Genomic DNA, 21,442 nt, shown 5'->3' with positions numbered 1-21,442 from the left:
CGATACCAAAATGCTGCGCTACCTTCCTGAAGCCATTGTTGCCTTCTAGGTAGGCGCTGATGGCTATGAGCTTGAAGCGCTCGGTGTACTTGCCCATAAATCCCCCAAGGGTTGGATTGGTGTCCAACTTCTTGGGGGCAGTCCACCCCTGTGGGAGCCGGCTTGCCGGCGATTTGGCCTGAAAATTCAATGCATCACTTACCGGAGGACGCCAACACCCGCTGCCAGTCCGGCTCGTTCATGCGCCCGAGAATCCTGGCCTTGCCCTCGCCATTCACCGACACGAACAGCGCACTGGCATACCCGCTCTCGCGCTCACCCCCCACGACGCGTTGCTGGCGGGCGAAGTGGTCGATGCAGCCGTTGTGGGTGACCAGCACCAGGTTGTGGCCGCTGCGCTTGCGTGCCAGGGCTTCGTCGGCGAACTGCTTGTCGCAGGTTTCCAGCCAGTCCTGGGTGGCCGCGTCCTGGCCCAGCAGGAAGTGCGCGGTCTGCCGGGTGCGCAGCTTCGGGCTGCTGAACACGTCCGCACCGGCCAGGCCCAGTTGCCGCAGGCCCTGGCCCACCCGGCCAGCCGCCTCGCTGCCGGCAACGGTGATACCGGTGGAGTCGTCCAGGCATGGCCCGGGGGCGCTGTCGCAGCGTTCGGCATGGCGGATCATCACCAGCACCGCGCCGTCTTTCCATTGCTGCAACAGGCTGCTTTCGCTCAGCTGTTGCTCGTTGCCAAGGTCCACGATGTGCGTCCTCGTTGCCAGCCAGGTACCTACGCCGGCCACGGCCATCAACAGGCCGATGGCGGCACTGATCAGCTTGCGCGAGCGTCGGCGCTTGGGGCGGGCCACAAGGGCAGGGTCGTGCAAGGTCGTGCTGGAAAGCATGCGTCACTCCGATGGCAGTGCGGCGTCGACTTGTGGCCGCTGTAATGGCAGGCAGTGTGCAAAGCGGCCTGTCGGAGCCCGGTGAACGGGATGTGAAAAAAACATCCGCTGCCAGCGGCCTGGATGAAACTTCATTCAGCGGCCTACGCTGTAAACTGCCAGACCGCGATTCCGGAGCCCCCCGATGCCCCCCATCCTCGAACTGGAAAGCGCCCGCCTGGTGCTGCGCCAATGGCAGGACGACGACCTGCGTGAGTTCGCCGCGCTGTGCGCCGACCCTCAGGTGATGCGCTATTTCCCGGCACCGATGACCCGCCTGGAGGCCGCTGCGCTGATCGGCCGGGTGCGTGGCCATTTCAATGAATTCGGCTTCGGCCTGTGGGCGCTGGAGCGCAAGGACAGCGGCGCCTTCATCGGCATGACCGGGCTGCTCAACGTCAATTTCGAAGCCCCGTTCGGCCCGGCGGTGGAGATCGGCTGGCGCCTGGCCCGGCGCCATTGGGGGCTGGGGTTCGCCAGCGAGGCGGCCTGGACCTGCCTGCGCTGTGCTTTCGCCCAATTGCGCCTGGAGGAGGTGGTGTCGTTCACTACCGAGGGCAATCTGCCGTCGCAGAAAGTCATGCAGGCCATCGGCATGCAGCAGGACCTGGACGGCAGCTTCGAACACCCCCGGCTGCCCGTCGGCCACCCCCTGCGCCCCCACGTGCTGTACCGCATCGACCGGGCCCGATGGCAGGACACCCTGCGTGGCTGACGGGGATGCCCCTCGACGGGGCCGCCGACAAACCCTGTATCATTTGCCGGTATAACCGCGCCGTAATGCCTTGCCAGGAGAACCTTCCATGAGTCACGTACTGGACGACCTTGTCGACCTGTTGAGCCTAGAGTCCATCGAGGAGAACCTGTTCCGTGGCCGCAGCCAGGACCTGGGCTTCCGCCAGCTGTACGGCGGCCAGGTGCTCGGCCAGTCGTTGTCGGCGGCCAGCCAGACGGTCGAGGACGCCCGCCATGTGCATTCGCTGCACGGCTATTTTCTGCGCCCCGGTGACGCCAGCATGCCGGTGGTCTATTCGGTGGATCGCGTGCGTGACGGCGGCAGTTTCAGTACCCGGCGGGTGACGGCGATCCAGAAGGGCCAGCCGATCTTCACCTGCAGCGCGTCGTTCCAGTACGACGAAGAAGGCTTCGAACACCAGGTGCAGATGCCCGACGTGGTCGGCCCGGAGAACTTGCCCAGCGAAGTCGAGCTGGCCAGCGCCATGGCCGACCAGCTGCCAGAGCGCATTCGCGACAAGGTGCTGTGCGCCAAGCCGATCGAAATCCGCCCGGTCACCGAGCGCGACCCGTTCAACCCAAAGCCGGGCGACCCGGTCAAGTACGCCTGGTTCCGCGCCGACGGCAACCTGGCGGACATCCCCGCGTTGCACAAGTACCTGCTGGCCTACGCCTCGGACTTCGGCCTGCTGACCACCGCGCTGCTGCCCCATGGCAAGTCGGTGTGGCAGAAGGACATGCAGATCGCCAGCCTCGATCACTCGCTGTGGTTCCACCGCAACCTGCGCGCCGACGAGTGGCTGCTGTACGCCACCGACAGCCCTTGGGCCGGCAATGCCCGTGGTTTCTGCCGTGGCAGCATCTTCAACCGCGCCGGGCAACTGGTGGCCTCGTCCACCCAGGAAGGCCTGATCCGCCACCGCAAGGACTGGGCATGAGCCTCGGTGATATCCGCCACTGGGTGTTCGACATGGACGGCACCCTGACCGTCGCGGTGCATGACTTTGCGGCCATCCGCGAGGCGCTCGACATCCCGGCCGAACACGACATCCTCACCCACCTGGCGGCGCTGCCAGCGGCCGAGGCGGCGGCCAAGCATGCCTGGCTGCTGGAGCACGAACGCGACCTGGCGATTGCCTCGCAGGCTGCTGAAGGTGCGGTGGAGCTGGTGCGCGAACTGGCCGGGCGCGGATGCCGGCTGGCGATCCTGACCCGCAACGCCCGCGAGCTGGCCCATGTTACCCTTGAAGCCATTGGGCTGGCCGACTGCTTCCCGGTCGAGCATGTGCTTGGTCGTGATGAGGCGGAGCCCAAGCCCAACCCGGACGGGTTGTTGCAGATCGCCCGGGCATGGGCGGTGGCGCCGGGCGAGATGGTGATGGTCGGCGACTACCGCTTCGACCTGGATTGCGGGCGGGCCGCCGGGACCAGGACCGTACTGGTCAACCTGCCGGACAATCCCTGGCCGGAGCTGGCCGACTGGCATGCGGCGGATTGCCGGGCGCTGAGGGAACTGCTGGGCTGATGGCCAATCGCGGGGCAAGCCCGCTCCCACGCTTGCCCACTCCTACGTCTGTGCGGGTAGGCGTGGGAGCGGGCTTGCCCCGCGATCGGTCAGACCTGTCTAAGCTGCTCTGCACCCTTTCCCTCGATGGAGACCCCTCGAATGAGCACCAAGGCGATCTACGTCCTCCCCGGCGGCGGCTACGACAAGGTTCAGGTCGGCATTAGCGAGGCCGCCGCGCCCGGCACCGGCGAAATCACCGTGCGCCTGCACGCCAGCTCCCTCAACTACCACGACTTCGCCGTGGTCAGCGGCATGTGGGGCCCGAGCGAGCGGCGCATCCCCATGGCCGATGGCGCCGGCGAGGTGATCGCGGTCGGTGCCGGGGTCACGGAGTTCAAGGTCGGTGATGCGGTGGTCAGCACCTTCTTCCCCGACTGGCTCGCCGGCCAGGCCCAGGTCGAAGGTTTCGCCAGCGTGCCCGGCGACGGCATCGACGGTTACGCCCGCGAGCAGGTGACCGCCCGCGCCACGTCCTTCACCCTCGCCCCCAAAAGCTACAGCCACGCCGAGGCGGCCACCCTGACCACCGCCGGCCTTACGGCCTGGCGCGCGCTGATGAGCGACGACCACCTCAAGCCCGGCGACACCGTGCTGGTGCAGGGCACCGGCGGCGTTTCGATCTTCGCCCTGCAGTTCGCCAAGCTGGCCGGTGCCACGGTGATCGCCACCTCGTCCAGCGATGCCAAGCTCGAACGCCTCAAGGCGCTGGGCGCCGACCACCTGATCAACTACAAGACCACCCCGGCGTGGGGCGAGCGCGTGCGTGCGCTCACCGACAACCGCGGGGTCGATCATGTGATCGAAGTGGGTGGCCCGGCCACGCTCGAGCAATCGATGATTGCCGCTCGTATTGGTGGTCATGTGTCGTTGATCGGCATTCTTACCGGTGTGGCCGGGCAATTGCCGCTGGTCCAGGCGCTGGTGCGGCAGATCCGCCTGCAAGGAGTGCTGGTGGGCAGCCGCGAGCAGCAGCAGGCGATGGTCCGCGCCATCGATGCCAACGGCCTGCGGCCGGTGGTGGACAAGCACTTTGAGCTGGAGCAGATCGTCGAGGCGTTCAGGTATCAGGAGAGCAACAAGCATTTCGGCAAGATCTGCCTGAGCTGGTGAGGCATCCGCTGACCGCAGGCAGGTCCGCCGGGTTGTCATTACTCGGGGATGGCTGGTCCTATGCACCTGTCGAAAATACGTTCCAGTGCCGAGTAGTTGCAAACGACAGCATCGATGTTGGCGTCTATCCAGGCCTGCGGTTGCGCGCACCACCAGTTGACCTCAAATCCAGCATTGAGGATCAAGTGTTCGAAAAGGATGCGTTGGGCGCGCCCGTTTCCTTCGCGGAACGGGTGAATCATGTTCAAGTCGCCGAAGCTTTCAGCAATGGCGATGATCAACGCTTCGCGAGCATAGCCTTCGTACCAGCCGAAGCGCGCCATGGCTTGGAAGACCTTTTCGGCTTCAGGCTCTATCCGGTTGACGTTGCAAAAACGCGTATCACCCTTGGATATATCGAGGGTACGGATAGTGCCTGCCCATGCGTAGACGTCTTCAAACAGTGTACGGTGCAGGTGCTGCAGATAGGAAAGGTCATAGGGAGGAGGGCTGAAGCCGATCTGGCTCGCGGCGAGCTCGGAAAAGTCCCGCTCGGCGTTGAATAGCTCAGTATCGTCCCGGATATTGAGCCGGTTGCTCAGGACCGTTGTGCCGGGGTAACAGTAGGCATCCTGGCCGACACCGTATTTGTCCAAGGATCAACCTTGTCTGCGGTACTTGCGCAGCAGTTCGTCGCGGGTGGGGAGCTTGCGCTGCGCAGATTCCGGGGTGACGTCATAACCTTCGAGCCGCAAGCTGGCCGCGTAATTGGAGCGGCGAGTCTTGATGCAATAAGCCTTCTTGGTTTCCAAGCTGATGCCTTTCACCGGAGGACGCCTCGAATCAGGGATGAATGAGCACGATTATAGCGAAAGTCGCGTTTCATTGCGCTGGAAGGCTTGCTGGCGAAAGGTCCAGTGCAGGCCCCACATGGCCTCAGCTGTGGGTCAGCAGCGGGAGCCTCAATGGTCGAGTAGCGTCGCCGAGGTGCCCCACAGCAGCAACGCATCACCGCCTCCAACCACTCACGCCCCGCCCGCACGCGGCAAATCCACAGTAACCAGCAACCCGCCCCCCAACCGCGGCCCCAGCGTCAGCGCCCCCCCATGGGCATTGGCAATACCGGCAGCAATGCTCAACCCCAGGCCATGCCCCCCACCACTGCGCGACGGGTCAACCTGATAAAACGGCTCCAGCACCTGGGCCAGGTGATCGCCGTCGATCCCCGGCCCACGGTCACCCACCTGGATACGCAAGCGTTCCGGGCTATCCTGCACCTCGATATCCACAGGCCCCGGCGCATGCCGGTGGGCGTTGTCCAGCAGGTTCTGCAGGCAACGGCGCAGCCCGCTGGCGTGGGCGTTGAGCGGGCGGGCCTGGCCATGCAGGCGCAACTCGCCACCGAGGTCTTCGAAGTCGGCCTGCAGGGCGCGCAGCAGCGCGTCGATATCCACAGGCTCACGGGCATTTTCCAGCTCGCCGCTGCGCAGGAAATCGAGGCTGGCGGCCACCATGTCTTCCATCTGCTGCAGGTCGGCGCGAAAGCGCTGGCGCAGGTTCTCCTGCGGCAGCAGTTCGGTGCGCAGGCGCAGGCGGGTGATGGGCGTGCGCAGGTCGTGGGACACGGCGGCAAAGAAACGGGTGCGCTCGGCGATGCTGTCGATCAGCCGTTGCTGCATGGCGTTGAACGCCTGGGCCGCCTGACGCACTTCCTGGGGGCCATCGAGGCTCAGCGGCGGGCGGTGGATGTCCTGGCCCAGGGCTTCGGCGGCGGCGGCCATCTGCCTGAGCGGGCGCAGGGCAATACGCACCGCGATCAAGGCCAGCAGCACCACCACCACGGTGCGCAACAGGTAGATGCGGAACAGGAAATCGAACACCAGCGAACCGATCGAGGCGCTGCGCCAACCCTGGTCTTCGGTGCTTTGCAGGTACAGCACCTGGCCGTCGGGCAGGGTCAGCTCGACCACGCTGCGCACACTGGCCGGCGCCCCGCGCATCAAAAGGCCAGCGCCACCGGGCTGGTTGTCGGGGGCGAGCAGTTGCAGGTGCAGCAGGCGCAGGGGCGCTGGCGCGCCGGTGCGTTCGCTGAGCAGCCGGCGCAGCAATGCGTCCTGCTCGGGCGTCGCCTGGGCAAGCCCGGTCGGCGCTGCTGGCAACTGCTGCCAGCGCGAAGAGGCCATGCCTTCGAGCAATATCGGCAACTGCGCCGGCCGCTCGCGGGCCACCTGCAACAGGTCGGCCAGGCGCCCGGCAAGCAGGCGCAGTGGGATTTCCAGCACTTGGGTCTGGCGCACTTCGTACCAGATGCTGCTGGTGAGCAACTGCGAGGCGAGCATGCCACCGACCAGGATCAGCACCAGGCGGCCATGCAGCGAACGTGGCCAGCCGCGTTTCATTCGCTGGCCACCTCATTGACCGTGAGCATGTAGCCCTCGTTGCGCACGGTGCGGATCAGCGCCGGGTTGCGTGGGTGGTCGCCCAGGTGCTGGCGCAGGCGGCTGACGCACACATCGATGCTACGGTCGAACGGTTCGCGCTCGCGGTCGAATACATGGTTGAGCAAGAAGTCGCGGCTCAGGGCGCGGTTGGGGTGCTGCAGGAACAGCCGCAGCAAGCGGTAATCGGAGCTGCCCAGGCTGACCACCAGGCCATCAGGCGAGCGTAACTGGCGGGTGGCGGTGTCCAGGCGCCAGCCGGCGAAGCGCAATTGGCTGGCCTCGTCCACCCGGGCGCGCTCGGGGAAGCTCTGGGTCCGGCGCAGCACCACCTTGATCCGCGCCAGCAGTTCGCGCGGGTCGAACGGCTTGGCCAGGTAGTCGTCGGCGCCCATCTCCAGGCCGACGATGCGGTCCACCAGGGTGCCGCGGGCAGTCAGCATGATCACCGGGATATTGCTTTGCACCCGCAGTTCGCGGCACAGGGTCAGGCCGTCTTCGCCGGGCAGCATCAGGTCCAGCACCACCAGGTCGACCAGGCGCTCGGCCAGGCAGCGGCGCATGTCGCGGCCATGGGCCGCCACCGAAGTGCGCAGGCCGGCCTCTTCCAGGTAGAGCGACAGCAGCTGGCGGATCTCAGGGTCGTCATCGACGATCAGGATGTGGTCGGGCTTGGACATGGGGCAGGCCTGTAGGTTGAAAGCGCAGGGCACCTTACACCGCGCTTGCCCTGGCGAATGTAACGGAATGTGTTGGGCGACCGCCGGCCTGCCGCGCCGTACATTTGCGCACACAAGACGGCGTGGGGCCGTCATTAGAATTGCGCCACTCAAATGCGACTGATTTTCTTTAAGGACTTCACATGCCCCACGCATCCTCCCCGCGCCTCCCGGCGACCCTGGCGCCGGCCTTTGGCCTGATGCTGGGCGCCTGCGCCCTGCCAGCCCTGGCCGACACGCTCGACCTGCCCGCCACCCGGGTGGACGGCAAGCAGGACCGCTACAAGGTCGACACGGTGACCTCGAGCAAGATCACCACGCCCTTGCTGGATGCGCCGCAGAGCATCAGCGTGGTGCCGCGCGCGGTGCTGGAGGAGCAGAACGCGCAGAGCCTGCAGGAGGTGTTGCGCAATGTGCCGGGCATCACCTTCATGTCGGGCGAGGGCAACCTGGGTTGGGGCGACCTGTTCTCCATTCGCGGTTTCGCCGCCGAGCAGAGCATGACCGTCGATGGCGTGCGCGACGCCGGCATGGCCAGCCGCAACGACACCTTCAACCTGGAGCAGGCCGAGGTCTACAAGGGCACAGGCTCCGTGGAGTCGGGCGTGTCGGCCGTGGGCGGCAGCGTCAACCTGGTCAGCAAGCGTGCGCACCTGGGCGATGCCGGCAAGCTCTCGGCAGGCATCGGCACCGACAACTACAAACGCCTGACCGCCGACGTCAACCACCAGCTCAATGACACCAGCGCCGTGCGCGTCAACCTGATGAAGCACTACAACGCGGTGTCCGAGCGCGACGAGGTGGACTACGACCGCTGGGGCCTGGCCACCTCGTTCGGTTTCGGCCTGGGCACCGATACCCGGCTTTGGCTCGATGCGTTCTACCAAAAAGACCGCAACACCCCGGATGGCGGCGTACCGATCCAGCGCGGCACCGATGGCAAGCGCATGCCGGGCGTCGACCGCGATGCCTGGTACGGCGATTCGAGCCTGTATACCCAGCGCAGCGAAACCCGCTCGCTGACCGGCCTGTTCGAGCACGACTTCAGCGACGACCTGACCCTGCGCAACCAGCTGCGCTGGCAGCAGACCGACAATTGGGCCGTGCTGTCGCCGGCCCGTTTCGTCGCCGCCAATGCCGACGGCAGCCGCACCTGCACCGGTACCCGTTGCGCCAGCCTGGGCTATGTCGGGCTGGGGGCGCGCAGCTCGATCAACGGCATCAGCGCTTACACCGACTACGCCAACAGCGCCAGTGGCTACGGCTACCTGCGCGGCAGCGACTTCGGCCTGTCCAAGCGCTACGAGATCGTCGACAACCAGACCGATCTGCGTTTCAACCTCGACACCGGCGGCATTCACCACGAGGCCGTGACGGGCGTCGAGCTGTACCGCGAAACCTACGGCGGCCTGCACAAGAGCATGAAGGTGCCGGACGGTTCGATGTTCTTCGACCTGTCCGACCCGGCCCACAGCTTTGCCTCGACCCGCACCGACAAGGGCTACGGCGACCCGCGCAGCGTGGTGAAGGACGCGGCCCTGTACGCCTCCGACACCCTCACCCTGGACCCGCAATGGCAACTGCTGCTGGCCCTGCGCTATGACCACTGGCAGGTCGACAGCGAGCGCGCCACCGGCAGCAGCAGTAGCCGCGACGATGCCTTTGGCGGGCGTGCCGGGGTGGTCTACAAGCCGCTGCCCAACGGCAGCATCTACTTGTCCTATAGCCAGGCCGCGCAGCCATCGGCAGTGGGGGCCAGCACCAACAACCAGATCTACGGCGCGGCCAGCACCGAGGCCTACAAGCCGGCGGTTTCGAAAACCTACGAGCTGGGCACCAAGTGGGAACTGCTCGACGAGCGCCTGAACCTGACTGCCGCGCTGTTCCGCACCGAGCTCGAAGACAGCTGGGAATACAGCGAAGGCGAGACTTCGCCGGTGCGTGCGCTGCCGGCCAAGCGGGTCGATGGTATCGAGCTGGGCCTGCAGGGGCAGCTCACCCAGCGTTGGTCGGCCTACGCCGGTTTCGCCGCGATGAAGAGCCGCCAGACCAAGGGCGCGAACAAGGGCGAGGAGGCCAAGAACGTCCCCGACCTGACCGCCAACCTGTGGACCACCTACGACCTCACCGACCAGCTCAGCGTCAGCTATGGCGCCGACTATGTGGGCCGGCGCCGCTACAGCGACAACAAGTACGTCGGCGGGCTGAACAACAACAGCAGCTACGCCAACGGCCCGACCGGGGTCTACACGGTCTACACCCGCGACCATGAAAAGGCGCCGTCCTACTGGCTGCACAGCCTGGCGGCGCGCTACAAGGTCGACAGCCAGACCACGCTCAACCTGAACGTGTCGAACCTGTTCAACACCTTCTACTACAGCCGCGTCGGCGCCTCGCTCGACGGCTTCCAGCTGTACGGCGTGCCGGGGGCCGGGCGCACCCTGACCGCCAGCGTGGATTACAGCTTCTGATGCTGGTGCAGATCGAAAACCTGTTCAGCGCCGACGAACTGCGCGAACTGCGCCAGCAATTGCTGGCGCAGCCCTGGGTCGATGGCAAGGCCACGGCCGGCGTGCAGTCGGCCCAGGCCAAGCACAACCGCCAGCTGGACGAGGACGACCCGGTCGCCCGCCAGCTGGGCGGGCTGATCCTGCAGCGGCTGTCGGACAACCCGTTGTTCATGTCCGCCGCCCTGCCCAAGCGCATCTACCCGCCGTTGTTCAACCGTTACGGCGCCGGCGAAGGGTTCGGCTACCACATCGACAACGCCATTCGCGGCATCAAGGGCGTGCGCGAGCGGGTGCGTACCGACCTGTCGGCGACCTTGTTCCTGGCTGAGCCGGACAGTTACGACGGCGGTGAACTGGTGATCCGCGACACCTTCGGCGAGCGCCAGGTCAAGCTGCCGGCCGGGCACCTGGTGCTGTACCCAGGCAGCAGTGTGCACCGGGTGGCGCCGGTGACCCGAGGCGAGCGCCTGGCGGCGTTCTTCTGGATCGAAAGCCTGGTGCGCGAGGACAGCCAGCGTAGCCTGCTGCTGGACATGGACGTGGCGATCCAGCGCCTGACTGCACAACAGGCCGACGCCGGTTCGTTGCTGGAACTGACCGGCGTGTACCACAACCTGCTCCGTCGCTGGGGCGACACCTGACCTTGGGAGGTCACCCATGATGCAACCCTCTATCTGGCGGCGCCTGCTGGCGCTGCCCTTGATGCTCGGTGCCTGGTTGGGCCTGGCGCAAGCGGCCAGCGCGGTGCAGGTCACCGATGTGCTCGGGCGCACGGTTACGGTCGAGCACACGCCGCAGCGTATCGTGCTCGGCGAAGGCCGGCTGTTCTTCGCCCTGGCCTTGCTCGACCGCGACAACCCCTTCGGGCGGGTGGTCGGCTGGCAGAACGACATGCGCCTGCTCGACCCGCACACCTATGCGGCCTACGCCAAGCGCTACCCGCAGATCGGCAAGCTGCCGTTGATTGGCCAGGCCTCGGAGCAGAGCGTCAGCGCCGAGCAGATCCTGGCCTTGAAGCCGGACCTGGCGGTGTTCAGCATCGCCGGTGAAGGCCCGACCCAGCACAGCCCGGTGGCCGACCTGCTGGCCAAGGCTGGGGTGCCGGTACTGTTCATCGACTTTCGCGTGCACCCGATCGAGAACACCCGGGTCAGCCTGCGTGCGCTCGGCACACTGCTGGACCGTGAGCCGCAGGCCGATCAATACCTGAGCCTGTATGACCGGCACTTGAAGCAGGTCACCGACAAGGTGGCCGGGCTACCCGACAGCCAGCGGCCGAAGGTCTTCCTCGAACTGCTGGCCGGGGTATGGCAGGCGCCGGGGCACACCACCGGCAAGAGCGGGCTGGGCAGCTTGGTGGCGGCTGTCGGCGGGCATAACATCGGCGCCGATGTGGTGCCGGGCGCAGTGGGCGACGTGAGTGTCGAGTACGTGCTGCAGGCCGACCCCGACGTTTACATTGCCACCGGCAACCGCGCACCGGGTGTGCTGCTGGGGGCCGGCGTGGCGACCGACACCGCGCGCCAGAGCCTGGCGCAAATCACCGCCCGCCCCGAGTTCGCGCCGCTGCGGCCGATCCAGGCCGGGCAGGCTCATGGCCTGTGGCATGACTTCTACAACTCACCGTTCAACATCCTCGCCATCGAAGCCATGGCGCGCTGGATTCAGCCCGAGCGCTTCAAGGACCTCGATCCGCAGGCCACCCTGGCCGAGATCAATCGCCTGTTGAACATCGGCCTGGACGGCCAGTACTGGGTCGACGCCCGGTGACCGCGCTGGCGCAGGATGGCGCGGCCCTGGCGGCCGGGCGCTACCGGCGCCTGCTGTGGCGGCGCAGCGGGCTGGTGCTGGGGTTGGCGGCGCTGTTGCTGCTGTCGGTGTTGCTGGACCTGGCCAGTGGTGCCTCGGGCATGGGCCTGGGGCAATTGCTGCACGGGCTGCTCGACCCCGCGAGCCTGAGCGGCACCGAGCGGGTGATCATCTGGAATGTACGGTTGCCCTATTCGCTGATGGCGGTGTTGGTGGGGGCCGCGTTGGCCCTGGCCGGGGCCGAGATGCAGGCGATCCTCGACAACCCGCTGGCCAGCCCGTTCACCCTGGGCGTGTCGTCGGCGGCGGCGCTGGGCGCGTCGCTGGCCATCGCCTATCCGCTGGGCGTGGCCTGGCTGGCGCCGGGCGTGCAGGTGACGCTGATGGCGTTCGTCTTCGCCTGCCTGTCGGTGGTGTTGTTGCAGGCCATGGCGCGGCTGCGCGGCGCCGGTGTCGAGAGCCTGGTGCTGTTCGGCATTGCCCTGGTGTTCAGCTGCAATGCGTTGGTGTCGCTGCTGCAATTGCTGGCGACCGAGGACGTGCTGCAGCAGCTGGTGTTCTGGACCCTGGGCAGCGTGGCCCGGGCCGACTGGCAGAAGCTCGGCATCCTTGCCCTGGTGCTGGCCGTGTTGTTGCCGTTCTCGCTGCGCGCAGCGCCGGCCATGACCCTGCTGCGCATGGGCGAGGAGCGGGCGCGCAGTTTTGGTGTCGATACCCGGCGCCTGCGTTTCGCCTCGCTGGTGCGCATCAGCCTGCTGTCGGCCACGGCCGTGGCCTTTGTCGGCACCATCGGTTTCGTCGGCCTGGTGGGGCCGCATATCGCCCGTTTGCTGGTGGGCGAGGATCAGCGCTTCCTGCTGCCGGCGAGTGCGCTGGTGGGGGCGCTGCTGCTGTCGCTGTCGTCGATTGCCAGCAAGCTGATCCTGCCCGGGGTGATAGTGCCGGTGGGCATCGTCACCGCGCTGGTGGGTGTGCCGGTGTTCGTGGTGCTGGTGTTCCGCCGGGGGAGAAACCTGTGAGCCTGTTGATCGATCGATTGTCGGTGGCGTATGGCGCACGGCAGGTACTGCACCAGGTCAGCTTGCCTGCGTTGCCGGCCGGCAGCCTGGTGGCGCTGGTGGGGCCGAACGGCGCGGGCAAGTCGACCTTGCTGCGCGCGTTGGCGGGGCTTGAGCGCATGCAGGGTTCGCTGACGCTGGATGGTGAGGAGGTGACCCGGCTAGGCGTTGTCGAGCGCTCGCGGCGGCTGGCCTATATGCCCCAGCAATTGCCTCCGGGGATCGCCCTGGGGGTGCTGGAAAGCATCATTGTCGGTTTGCGTGTGGGTGGGGCCGACAACCCGCTGGGTACGGCGTTCGAAGCGCTGCGCCGGTTGGGTATCGAGCATCTGGCCGAGCAGCCGTTGGGCAGCCTGTCCGGGGGGCAGCGGCAACTGGTGGCGCTGGCTCAGCTGCTGGCGCGCAACCCTCGGGTATTGCTGCTGGACGAGCCCACCAGCGCGCTGGACCTGCATTACCAGTTGCGGGTGATGGATGCAGTGCGTGAGCGGGTGGTCGCCCATCGCTTGCTGGCGGTGGCGGTGCTGCACGACATCAACCTGGCGGCCAGCCATGCCGACTGGCTGGTGGTGCTGAGCAAGGGGCGGGTGGTGGCCAGTGGGGCGCCGGAGCAGGTGCTGGTGCCGGGGTTGCTGGCCGAGGTGTATGGCGTCGAGGCGCGGGTGGAGCGCTGTTCGCGGGGGCGTTTGCAGGTGCTGGTGGATCGGGCCTTGGGGTGAGCTGTGCGGGCCCTATCGCGGGGCAAGCCCGCTCCCACGCCATTGTGTGTGCTGGCGTGGGAGCGGGCTTGCCCCGCGATAGGGCCGGAACGGATTACACAGGTGCTTGATCCGGCACCAACCGATCCCGGCTGTTGGACAGGTGCAAACACATCGCCGCCCGCGCGGCGTCCGGGTCCTGGCGGCGGATGGCGTTGAGGATCGCCTCGTGCTCCAGGTTGGCCAGGTACGCTTGGCGCGCCAGCCTGGCCCCGGCGCGGTCCGCCTGGGCCAGGCGGTTGCGCGGGATCAGCGCGCTGCCCAGGTGCGCCATCATCTCGCCGAAGTACAGGTTGCCGGTGGCCTCGGCGATCAGCAGGTGAAAACGCCGGTCGGCTTCGATACAGCTGTCGCCGGCGGCGGCCAGGTCTTGATAGTCGTCCAGGGCCTGGCGCATCTGCGCCAGATGCCGATCCGTGCGGCGCAGGGCGGCCAGCGCGGCCGCCTGGCCTTCCAGGCCGATGCGCAACTCCAGCAGGTCGCGCACGCTGGCGGCGCTTTCGGCGCCCACCCGCAGGCCGGCCTGGGCCTGGCGTTCGATGACGAAAGTGCCGATGCCGTGGCGCGGCTCCACCAGGCCCGAGGCCTGCAGCTTGGACAGCGCTTCACGGACCACGGTGCGGCTGATGCCGTGCTCGCGCACCAGGGTGTTTTCCGAGGGCAATCGGTCGCCGGGCCTGAAGGTGCCCAGCAGGATTTGCTGGGTCAGGCTGGAGACCAGGTCGTGGGCGCGGCTGTGGCCGCGTTTGCGCGGGGTTTCTTGGGTGTCCATGCGGGGGCTCGCTGATGGGCCGGTACAAGTGGTTGGCCGATCAGCCGAGCCTAGCAGGGCTGCTTGTACGACAAGTTAAAAAAATGAAAATAATTTAGCCCTTTAACCGGCCGCCTTTACTTGCGCAAGGGTGACTTGTTTTTGTTTTTTCGCTGCTTTTAGGCGTTTTATCTACTTGTATTTTGCTTTTTACTGACTGTTTTCGATCTTGTCGTACAACTTTGCGGCGCCTATGATTCGTTCATCTGGATGTCAGACAACAGGGCGTTTGCCAGACGCCCGGGCCTCCATCGACCCGCACAAAAACAATTAGTGGGAGAAACACCTGTGAACCACACCCTCGATCCGTCCGCCGGGCGCGACGCGGTGCTGACCAGCGCCGTGGCCAAGGTCAAACGGCATGTGCTGCCGCTGTTCGTCATCATGTTCATCGTCAATTACCTGGACCGCGTCAACATCGGCTTCGTCCGCCCGCACCTGGAGAGTGACCTGGGTATCAGCGCGGCGGCCTTTGGCTTCGGCGCCGGGCTGTTCTTCATCGGTTACGCGTTGTTCGAAGTGCCCTCGAACATGCTGTTGCAGAAGGTCGGCGCACGCCTGTGGCTGACCCGCATCATGTTCACCTGGGGCCTGGTGGCCACGGCCATGGCCTTCGTGCAGAACGAAACGCAGTTCTACGTGCTGCGCTTTCTGCTGGGGGTTGCCGAGGCCGGGTTCTTCCCCGGGGTGATCTACTACTTCACCCGCTGGCTGCCGGCCGCCGAACGTGGCAAGGCCATCGCCATCTTCCTCAGTGGCTCGGCCGTGGCCTCGTTGATCTCCGGGCCGCTGGCCGGGGCATTGATGCAGATCCAGGGCATGGGCCTGCACGGCTGGCAATGGATGCTGTTCATCGAAGGCATGGCCTCGGTGGCGCTGTGCTTCTTCGTGTTCTTCTGGCTCGACTCCAAACCCCATGACGCCAAGTGGCTGAGCCGCGAAGAGCAGGACGCGCTGGTGGCCGCCATCGACCAGGAGCAGCGCGAGCGCGAGGCGGGCGGGGTGGTCAAGGCTTCGTCCTGGAGCCTGCTCAAGGACCGCCAGATCCTGCTGTTCTGCCTGATCTACTTCTGCATCCAGCTGACCATCTATGCCGCGACCTTCTGGCTGCCGAGCATCATCAAACGCATGGGCGACCTCAGCGACCTGCAGGTGGGCTTCTTCAACTCCATCCCTTGGCTGATTTCGATCATCGCCATGTACAGCTTCGCGGCCTGCGCCCGGCGCTGGCGCTTCCAGCAGGCCTGGGTGGCGGCGGCGCTGCTGGTGGCGGCGACCGGCATGTTCATGTCCACCACCGGCGGGCCGGTGTTCGCCTTCGTTGCCGTGTGCTTTGCGGCCATCGGTTTCAAGGCGGCCTCATCGCTGTTCTGGCCAATCCCCCAGGGCTACCTGGATGCCCGCATCGCCGCGGCGGTGATCGCCCTGATCAACTCGGTGGGCAACCTCGGCGGCTTCGTCGCCCCCACCACTTTCGGCTTGCTGGAGCAGCAGACCGGTTCGATCCAGGGCGGTTTGTACGGCCTGGCGGTGACCTCGGTCGTGGCCGCCATCGCGGTGTTCTTCGTCCGGACCCGCGCCAAGGGCGCGCCTGCCCAAGACCTCAAGGCCGCCTCGGCCAACTGATTGCGAGAGAGACTTCATGAACATGCAGACAACCCCCGACGTGCACGTAGCCACCCCCGTGGTCACCGACCTGCGCGTGGTCCCGGTGGCCGGCCACGACAGCATGCTGCTCAACCTCAGCGGCGCCCATGGCCCGTACTTCACCCGCAACATCGTGGTGCTGCGCGACAGCGCCGGCAACACTGGCCTGGGCGAGGTGCCGGGTGGCGAGAAGATCCGCCAGACCCTCGAAGACGCCCGCAGCCTGGTGGTCGGCCAGCCGATCGGCCACTACCAGCGCGTGCTCAACGCCATGCGCCAGACCTTCGCCAACCGCGATGCGGCCGGCCGGGGCCTGCAGACCTTCGACCTGCGCATCACCGTGCACGCCGTGACCGCCATCGAATCGGCGCTGCTCGACCTGCTCGGCCAGCACCTGAACGTGCCGATGGCGGCCCTGTTGGGCGAAGGCCAGCAACGCGATGCAGTGAAAATGCTGGGTTACCTGTTCTATATCGGTGACCGCCACAAGACCGACCTGGCCTACCGCAACGAGGCCGACTCGGACGATGACTGGTTCCGTGTACGCCACGAGAAGGCCCTGACCCCGGAAGCGGTGGTGCGCCTGGCCGAGGCGGCCAAGCAGCGTTATGGCTTCAGCGACTTCAAGCTCAAGGGCGGCGTGCTGCGTGGCGAAGAAGAGATGGAGGCGGTGACGGCGCTGGCCGAGCGCTTCCCCGAGGCGCGCATTACCCTCGACCCCAATGGTGCCTGGTCGCTGAAAGAGGCCATTGCCCTGTGCCGCGACAAGCATGATGTGCTGGCCTACGCCGAAGACCCGTGCGGCGCCGAGAACGGCTATTCGGGCCGTGAAGTGATGGCCGAGTTCCGCCGTGCCACCGGCTTGCCGACCGCCACCAACATGATCGCAACCGACTGGCGGCAAATGGGCCATGCGATCCAGATGCAGTCGGTGGACATCCCGTTGGCCGACCCGCACTTCTGGACCCTGCAGGGTTCGGTACGGGTGGCGCAGATGTGCCACGACTGGGGCCTGACCTGGGGCTCGCATTCGAACAACCACTTCGACATTTCGCTGGCGATGTTCACCCAGGTGGGGGCGGCGGCGCCGGGCGAGATCACTGCGCTCGATACCCACTGGATCTGGCAGGACGGCCAGCGCCTGACCCGCGACCCGCTGCGCATCGTCGACGGCCATGTGCGGGTGCCGGAGCGTCCGGGCCTGGGTGTGGAGCTGGATGAAGATCAGTTGGCCAAGGCCCACGAGTGCTACCGCAACATGGGGCTGGGGGCGCGGGATGACAGCGTGGCGATGCAGTTCCTGATTCCGGGCTGGACCTTCGACAACAAGAAGCCTTGCCTGGTGCGTTGATTTCTGTGCGGGCCTCATCGCTGGCAAGCCAGCTCCCACAGGGTTTGCGCTGAACCTATGGGAGCCGGCTTGCCGGCGATGAGGCCAGACATGACCACACAACAGTTCCCTGCTGCCATCCGGCACCCCGCGTGTCGGTAAGGCGTAGGCAGACGCCTGTGCAGCACAGCCCCGGGAGACCGGGGCTTTTTTGTGGGCGCCTGGCCCATGTCGTTTCCAGGCAAGCCAATCACGACATCTGACGGGATCGGGCACGGGGTGTCGTGATCGCGAACCTGCGGGACGTTCTCGAACAATTTCCCCGTGCCCCGCGCGGCTTAAATAACCCCCGGATCGTTCGGTGCGTGGCTCTGCAAAAGCGTGAAGAAGTTCAACAACAGCGCCTGAGCGACGTGTCATTCTTATTGTTTTTCAAGGAGATGCTTTTTCGCCTGTACCTGCCCGTCCCTTCCTTGTGTCAGCAAAAAGAGAACAAGATCAATGAGCACCGTGGGATCTGATGGCAACCTTGCACAAGGTTTCAAGCCGCGTCATGTAACGATGCTGTCCATCGCCGGCATCATCGGCGCCGGGCTTTTCGTAGGTTCCGGGCACGCCATCGCGGCGGCCGGACCAGCCACCATTCTTTCTTATTTCGTGGCCGGCACCCTGGTGGTGCTGGTCATGCGCATGCTCGGCGAAATGGCCGTGGCACATCCCGACACCGGGTCGTTCTCGACCTACGCCGACCAGGCCATCGGCCGCTGGGCCGGCTACACCATTGGCTGGCTGTACTGGTGGTTCTGGGTGCTGGTGATCCCCATCGAGGCCCTGGCCGCGGGGCATGTGCTCAACGCCTGGTTCCCCCAGGTGGACAGCTGGATCTTCGCCCTGGCCTCGGTGCTGCTGCTGGCCTGCACCAACCTGTTCAGCGTGGCCAAGTACGGCGAGTTCGAGTTCTGGTTCGCGATCCTCAAGGTCACGGCGATCCTCGGCTTCATCGGCCTGGGCTTCGCCGCGCTGATGGGCTGGCTGCCCAACCGTGAGGTCAGCGGCTTGAGCACGCTGATGGCCGAGCACGGCGGCTTCACGCCCAAGGGCTGGTCGGCGGTGATCGGTGCCTTCATCACCGTGATGTTCAGCTTCATCGGCACCGAGGCGGTGACCATCGCCGCGTCCGAATCCAGCGACCCTGCGCGCAACATCGCCAAGGCCACCCGCTCGGTGATCTGGCGCATCAGTACCTTCTATATCCTGTCGATCTTCGTGATCATCTCGGTAGTGCCGTGGAACGACCCGCAGCTGGCGGTGGTGGGTTCGTACCAGCGTGCACTGGAAATCATGAACATCCCCAACGCCGCGTTGATGGTCGATTTCGTGGTGCTGATCGCGGTGACCAGTTGCATGAACTCGTCGATCTACATCGCCTCGCGGATGATGTACTCGCTGGCCAAGCGCGGCGATGCCCCGGCGATGCTCAAGGAAACCTCCGAGGTCGGCGTGCCGCGCGCGGCGGTGTTCGGCAGCACCCTGATCGGTGCGGCCATCGCCATCCTCAACTACTTCGCACCCAAGGGCGTGTTCGAGTTCCTGCTGGCCAGCTCCGGCGCCATTGCCTTGCTGGTGTACCTGGTGATCGCAATCTCTCAGCTGCGCATGCGTGGCCGGCTGGAGCGTGAAAACGCCAACCTCAAGTTCAAGATGTGGCTGTTCCCCTGGCTGACCTGGGCGGTGATCATCTTCATCAGTTGCGCGCTGGGGGTGATGATGTTCACCGAGGAGCACCGGGCCGAGGTTAGCGCCACGCTGGGGCTGGCCATCGTGATTTCGTTCCTGGGCATCGTGACCACGCGGGGGCATGCGCGGGTGGTGGGTGCGCGGTCGATGGGCTGATGGCTTTGCTGTGAACGAGAGGGCGCCAGTGGGCGCCCTCTTTGCGTTTTGCAACAGTTTCACCGGCCGGGGCGGGTGAGGGGCAGGGGTAGACTCTGGCGGGTTTTCCCTATTTGCCATGGAGTCGTTGCATGAACGATGAGCAGCAAGGCGCGTCAGCACTCTTAGCCAGCAATGGGCGTTTCGATGAAGTGCTGTCCCTGATCCAATCGGCCCGCCAACGTGCGGTCCAGGCCGTGAATACCCAGCTGATCGAGCTTTACTGGCAGGTCGGGGCCTACATCAGCCGCAAGCTGGAGCGGGCCGAATGGGGCGACGGGGTGGTCAACCAGCTGGCGGATCATCTGCTGCTGACCCAGCCCGGGTTGCGCGGATTCACCCGCGCCAACCTGTTCCGCATGCGGCAGTTTTACGAGGTTTACCGGGGCGACGAAATAGTCGCACCACTGGTGCGACAATTGCCTTGGAGCCACAACATGATGGTCATGGGGCAGTGCAAGCACCCTGAAGAGCGGCTGTTCTACCTGCGCATGGCCAGCCAGGAAAAATGGTCCAAGCGTGAACTGGAACGCCAACTCAAGGCCGCGCTGTTCGAGCGCAGCGTGACGCAACCGGCCAAGGCATCGGCCGCGCTCACCCAGACCCATCCGGCGGCGCTGGAGGTGTTTCGCGATGCCTACATGATCGAGTTCCTCGGCCTCTCGGGCGGGCACGCCGAGGCTGACCTGCACCAAGGGTTGCTTGGCCGCCTCAAGGACTTTCTGGTCGAGCTGGGCCGCGACTTCTGCTTCGTCGGCTCGCACTACCCGTTGCAAGTGGGCGGCCGTGACTTCGCCCTCGATCTGTTGTTCTTCCACCGTGGCCTCAACTGCCTGGTGGCCATCGAACTGAAGGTGGGGCGCTTCGAACCCGAGTACCTGGGCAAGCTGGATTTCTATCTCGAAGCCCTCGACCGCAACGAACGCAAAGCCCACGAGAACCCCGCCATCGGTGTGCTGCTGTGCGCCAGCAAGGACGATGAAGTGGTCGAGTACGCACTCAACCGCAGCCTCTCCCCCGCGCTGATCGCCGAGTACCAGACCCGCCTGCCGGACAAGGCCCTGCTGCAGGCCAAGCTGCAGGAGTTCTACGCGCTGGATGCCGAGCGCACCGCCTCGATATAGCGCGCGACCGCCGGTGACTTCTCGAAGCGCCGGTACAAAAGGCTCAACCACGAACTCGTCCGGCAATCCTCGACAACCCGGTAGTTCACCTGCGGCAAGTTGATCCGCCTCACCACTGATTCCGGCACCACTGCAACGCCCTGGCCCAGCGATACCAAGGTGATTACCGCCACCAGGCTGCCCGGCTGCGGGCCCAGGCGCGGTACGAAACCACCCTGTGCGGCGACCTCCAGCGTGCCGGAGATCTGCTCGGGGAGGATGAAGGTTTCATTGGCCAAGCGCTTGGCCGGGAGCTGCTTGAGCTCGTTCAGGCGCGAGCCGGCGGGCAGCGCCAGGACGAAGCCTTCTTCATGCAGGGGAATCGCCTCCAGCCCGTCCGGCAGGTCCATCGGCGAGCGCACGTAGGCCAGGTCCAGCTGGCCGTCGAGCACCTGCGCGGGCAGCGCATCCATAGGCGCCTCGCGGATATTCAGATGCACGCCGGGGTGGCCCTCGCTGAAGCGGGTCACTTGCTGTTGCAAGGTGCCGGAGTAGGCCGCCGAAGCCACATAGCCGAGCTCGATGCGCCCACTGTCGCCACGTGCGGCGCGCTGCGCGCTGAGTTGCGCGGCGTCGAACTGGCGCACTGCCTGCTCGGCTTCCACACGCAATGCTTCGCCCGCGGTGGTCAGGCGTACCTCGCGCTGGCTGCGCTGGAACAGCAGCACACCCAGCGCTTTCTCCATGTCTTGGATCTGCCGGCTGAGGGTGGGCGGGGCGATGCCCAGTTGCTCGGCCGCACGGGTGAAATGGCCGTGGCGGGCGACGCTGAGGAAGTAGCGGAAGTGGCGGATTTCCATGGGGCCTCGTTAGCCGCTGGCTAATGACGCAGGACGTGGCGGCTAACAAGCCCCGCGCCCGGCGGCGTTATGGTGAGGGCAACACTACAAGGCTGGCGTCGCGGCGGCAAAGTCCGATGACCGGTCGAGCCTCAATGCCATCGCGGGGCATCTCGC

At 65.9% G+C, this 21,442-nt stretch carries 21 protein-coding genes; 14 read left to right on the top strand and 7 right to left on the bottom strand.

The window, feature by feature from the left end:
• Positions 1-194: 194 nt before the first annotated feature.
• Entirely contained in the window at positions 195-881 is a 687-nt protein-coding gene (locus RTH46_RS20525; protein WP_316906456.1) for a histidine phosphatase family protein, read from the bottom strand.
• A 184-nt stretch (positions 882-1,065) separates the two neighbouring features.
• Between RTH46_RS20525 and RTH46_RS20520 the strand changes: the two genes are divergently transcribed.
• From RTH46_RS20520 to RTH46_RS20505, 4 genes are all read left to right on the top strand, one after another.
• Positions 1,066-1,635: a GNAT family N-acetyltransferase gene (locus tag RTH46_RS20520; RefSeq protein WP_153787761.1), complete on the top strand. Its 570-nt coding sequence runs from the start codon at positions 1,066-1,068 to the stop codon at positions 1,633-1,635.
• Between the two features lie 88 nt (positions 1,636-1,723).
• A complete protein-coding gene (gene tesB / locus RTH46_RS20515) occupies positions 1,724-2,593 on the top strand; it encodes an acyl-CoA thioesterase II (protein ID WP_110992748.1) in 870 nt (289 codons plus the stop codon).
• Complete coding sequence (locus RTH46_RS20510) at positions 2,590-3,180, top strand: HAD family hydrolase (RefSeq protein ID WP_153787762.1); 591 nt, start codon at positions 2,590-2,592, stop codon at positions 3,178-3,180. The genes tesB and RTH46_RS20510 overlap by 4 nt, the downstream gene beginning before the upstream one ends.
• Positions 3,181-3,321: 141 nt before the next feature.
• Positions 3,322-4,332 carry an NAD(P)-dependent alcohol dehydrogenase gene (locus tag RTH46_RS20505; RefSeq protein WP_316906455.1) on the top strand — a complete coding sequence of 337 codons (1,011 nt, stop codon included), beginning with the start codon at positions 3,322-3,324 and terminating at the stop codon, positions 4,330-4,332.
• 38 nt (positions 4,333-4,370) lie between these two features.
• Here the strand turns inward: RTH46_RS20505 and RTH46_RS20500 are convergent, their stop codons facing one another.
• From RTH46_RS20500 to RTH46_RS20485, 4 genes are all read right to left on the bottom strand, one after another.
• Complete coding sequence (locus RTH46_RS20500) at positions 4,371-4,967, bottom strand: Fic/DOC family protein (protein ID WP_316906454.1); 597 nt, start codon at positions 4,965-4,967, stop codon at positions 4,371-4,373.
• A gap of 3 nt (positions 4,968-4,970) precedes the next feature.
• Positions 4,971-5,138 carry a YhfG family protein gene (locus tag RTH46_RS20495; protein WP_316906453.1) on the bottom strand — a complete coding sequence of 56 codons (168 nt, stop codon included), beginning with the start codon at positions 5,136-5,138 and terminating at the stop codon, positions 4,971-4,973.
• A 198-nt stretch (positions 5,139-5,336) separates the two neighbouring features.
• Positions 5,337-6,710 (bottom strand): ATP-binding protein, encoded by a 1,374-nt coding sequence (locus tag RTH46_RS20490; protein ID WP_316906452.1) that lies wholly within the window; start codon positions 6,708-6,710, stop codon positions 5,337-5,339.
• Positions 6,707-7,429, bottom strand: a complete 723-nt coding sequence (locus tag RTH46_RS20485) for a response regulator (protein ID WP_153789297.1) — start codon at positions 7,427-7,429, stop codon at positions 6,707-6,709. Before RTH46_RS20485 ends, RTH46_RS20490 begins: the two co-directional genes overlap by 4 nt.
• Positions 7,430-7,611: 182 nt before the next feature.
• On the opposite strand from RTH46_RS20485, the gene RTH46_RS20480 reads away from it, so the two are divergent.
• Genes RTH46_RS20480 through RTH46_RS20460 form a run of 5 tightly spaced genes read left to right on the top strand, consistent with a single transcriptional unit; the run spans position 7,612 to position 13,564 of the window.
• Positions 7,612-9,939: a TonB-dependent siderophore receptor gene (locus RTH46_RS20480; RefSeq protein ID WP_316906451.1), complete on the top strand. Its 2,328-nt coding sequence runs from the start codon at positions 7,612-7,614 to the stop codon at positions 9,937-9,939.
• Positions 9,939-10,619: a Fe2+-dependent dioxygenase gene (locus tag RTH46_RS20475; protein WP_316906450.1), complete on the top strand. Its 681-nt coding sequence runs from the start codon at positions 9,939-9,941 to the stop codon at positions 10,617-10,619. The genes RTH46_RS20480 and RTH46_RS20475 overlap by 1 nt, the downstream gene beginning before the upstream one ends.
• A 16-nt stretch (positions 10,620-10,635) precedes the next feature.
• Positions 10,636-11,748 (top strand): ABC transporter substrate-binding protein, encoded by a 1,113-nt coding sequence (locus tag RTH46_RS20470; RefSeq protein WP_316906449.1) that lies wholly within the window; start codon positions 10,636-10,638, stop codon positions 11,746-11,748.
• The gene (locus RTH46_RS20465; RefSeq protein WP_316906448.1) at positions 11,745-12,806 is read left to right on the top strand and encodes an iron ABC transporter permease; all 1,062 of its coding nucleotides are present in this window, start codon (positions 11,745-11,747) and stop codon (positions 12,804-12,806) included. Before RTH46_RS20470 ends, RTH46_RS20465 begins: the two co-directional genes overlap by 4 nt.
• Positions 12,803-13,564, top strand: a complete 762-nt coding sequence (locus RTH46_RS20460; RefSeq protein ID WP_316906447.1) for an ABC transporter ATP-binding protein — start codon at positions 12,803-12,805, stop codon at positions 13,562-13,564. Before RTH46_RS20465 ends, RTH46_RS20460 begins: the two co-directional genes overlap by 4 nt.
• A 94-nt stretch (positions 13,565-13,658) precedes the next feature.
• Here the strand turns inward: RTH46_RS20460 and RTH46_RS20455 are convergent, their stop codons facing one another.
• Complete coding sequence (locus RTH46_RS20455; RefSeq protein ID WP_316906446.1) at positions 13,659-14,375, bottom strand: FadR/GntR family transcriptional regulator; 717 nt, start codon at positions 14,373-14,375, stop codon at positions 13,659-13,661.
• A 327-nt stretch (positions 14,376-14,702) separates the two neighbouring features.
• On the opposite strand from RTH46_RS20455, the gene RTH46_RS20450 reads away from it, so the two are divergent.
• From RTH46_RS20450 to RTH46_RS20430, 5 genes are all read left to right on the top strand, one after another.
• A complete protein-coding gene (locus RTH46_RS20450; protein ID WP_110992737.1) occupies positions 14,703-16,040 on the top strand; it encodes an MFS transporter in 1,338 nt (445 codons plus the stop codon).
• Positions 16,041-16,056: 16 nt separating this feature from the next.
• Entirely contained in the window at positions 16,057-17,412 is a 1,356-nt protein-coding gene (gene gudD, locus RTH46_RS20445; RefSeq protein WP_153789280.1) for a glucarate dehydratase, read from the top strand.
• Positions 17,413-17,675: 263 nt separating this feature from the next.
• Complete coding sequence (locus tag RTH46_RS20440) at positions 17,676-17,912, top strand: hypothetical protein (protein WP_110992735.1); 237 nt, start codon at positions 17,676-17,678, stop codon at positions 17,910-17,912.
• Positions 17,893-19,284 carry a GABA permease gene (gene gabP / locus RTH46_RS20435; RefSeq protein ID WP_316906445.1) on the top strand — a complete coding sequence of 464 codons (1,392 nt, stop codon included), beginning with the start codon at positions 17,893-17,895 and terminating at the stop codon, positions 19,282-19,284. Before RTH46_RS20440 ends, gabP begins: the two co-directional genes overlap by 20 nt.
• Before the next feature lie 131 nt (positions 19,285-19,415).
• The gene (locus RTH46_RS20430) at positions 19,416-20,447 is read left to right on the top strand and encodes a YhcG family protein (protein ID WP_316906444.1); all 1,032 of its coding nucleotides are present in this window, start codon (positions 19,416-19,418) and stop codon (positions 20,445-20,447) included.
• Here RTH46_RS20430 and RTH46_RS20425 read toward each other — a convergent pair.
• Positions 20,411-21,286, bottom strand: a complete 876-nt coding sequence (locus RTH46_RS20425) for a LysR family transcriptional regulator (RefSeq protein ID WP_316906443.1) — start codon at positions 21,284-21,286, stop codon at positions 20,411-20,413. The two genes, RTH46_RS20430 and RTH46_RS20425, sit on opposite strands and share 37 nt — an antisense overlap.
• Positions 21,287-21,442 lie beyond the last annotated feature (156 nt).

Source organism: Pseudomonas sp. zfem004, assembly GCF_032621715.1.
Classification (GTDB): domain Bacteria; phylum Pseudomonadota; class Gammaproteobacteria; order Pseudomonadales; family Pseudomonadaceae; genus Aquipseudomonas; species Aquipseudomonas sichuanensis.
Note: the sequence above shows the minus strand (reverse complement) of the source record. Positions and strands in the feature narration are given on the sequence as shown.

Bases quoted from the DNA above. Each gene is read 5' to 3' on its own strand.
- RTH46_RS20480 (WP_316906451.1), top strand. From the start codon at position 7,612: ATGCCCCACGCATCCTCCCCGCGCCTCCCGGCGACCCTGGCGCCGGCC.
- RTH46_RS20475 (WP_316906450.1), top strand. From the start codon at position 9,939: ATGCTGGTGCAGATCGAAAACCTGTTCAGCGCCGACGAACTGCGCGAA.
- RTH46_RS20490 (WP_316906452.1), bottom strand. From the start codon at position 6,710: ATGAAACGCGGCTGGCCACGTTCGCTGCATGGCCGCCTGGTGCTGATC.
- RTH46_RS20525 (WP_316906456.1), bottom strand. From the start codon at position 881: ATGCTTTCCAGCACGACCTTGCACGACCCTGCCCTTGTGGCCCGCCCC.
- gabP (WP_316906445.1), top strand. From the start codon at position 17,893: ATGAGCACCGTGGGATCTGATGGCAACCTTGCACAAGGTTTCAAGCCG.
- gudD (WP_153789280.1), top strand. From the start codon at position 16,057: ATGAACATGCAGACAACCCCCGACGTGCACGTAGCCACCCCCGTGGTC.
- RTH46_RS20505 (WP_316906455.1), top strand. From the start codon at position 3,322: ATGAGCACCAAGGCGATCTACGTCCTCCCCGGCGGCGGCTACGACAAG.
- RTH46_RS20455 (WP_316906446.1), bottom strand. From the start codon at position 14,375: ATGGACACCCAAGAAACCCCGCGCAAACGCGGCCACAGCCGCGCCCAC.
- RTH46_RS20470 (WP_316906449.1), top strand. From the start codon at position 10,636: ATGATGCAACCCTCTATCTGGCGGCGCCTGCTGGCGCTGCCCTTGATG.
- RTH46_RS20520 (WP_153787761.1), top strand. From the start codon at position 1,066: ATGCCCCCCATCCTCGAACTGGAAAGCGCCCGCCTGGTGCTGCGCCAA.
- RTH46_RS20510 (WP_153787762.1), top strand. From the start codon at position 2,590: ATGAGCCTCGGTGATATCCGCCACTGGGTGTTCGACATGGACGGCACC.
- tesB (WP_110992748.1), top strand. From the start codon at position 1,724: ATGAGTCACGTACTGGACGACCTTGTCGACCTGTTGAGCCTAGAGTCC.
- RTH46_RS20485 (WP_153789297.1), bottom strand. From the start codon at position 7,429: ATGTCCAAGCCCGACCACATCCTGATCGTCGATGACGACCCTGAGATC.
- RTH46_RS20425 (WP_316906443.1), bottom strand. From the start codon at position 21,286: ATGGAAATCCGCCACTTCCGCTACTTCCTCAGCGTCGCCCGCCACGGC.
- RTH46_RS20430 (WP_316906444.1), top strand. From the start codon at position 19,416: ATGAACGATGAGCAGCAAGGCGCGTCAGCACTCTTAGCCAGCAATGGG.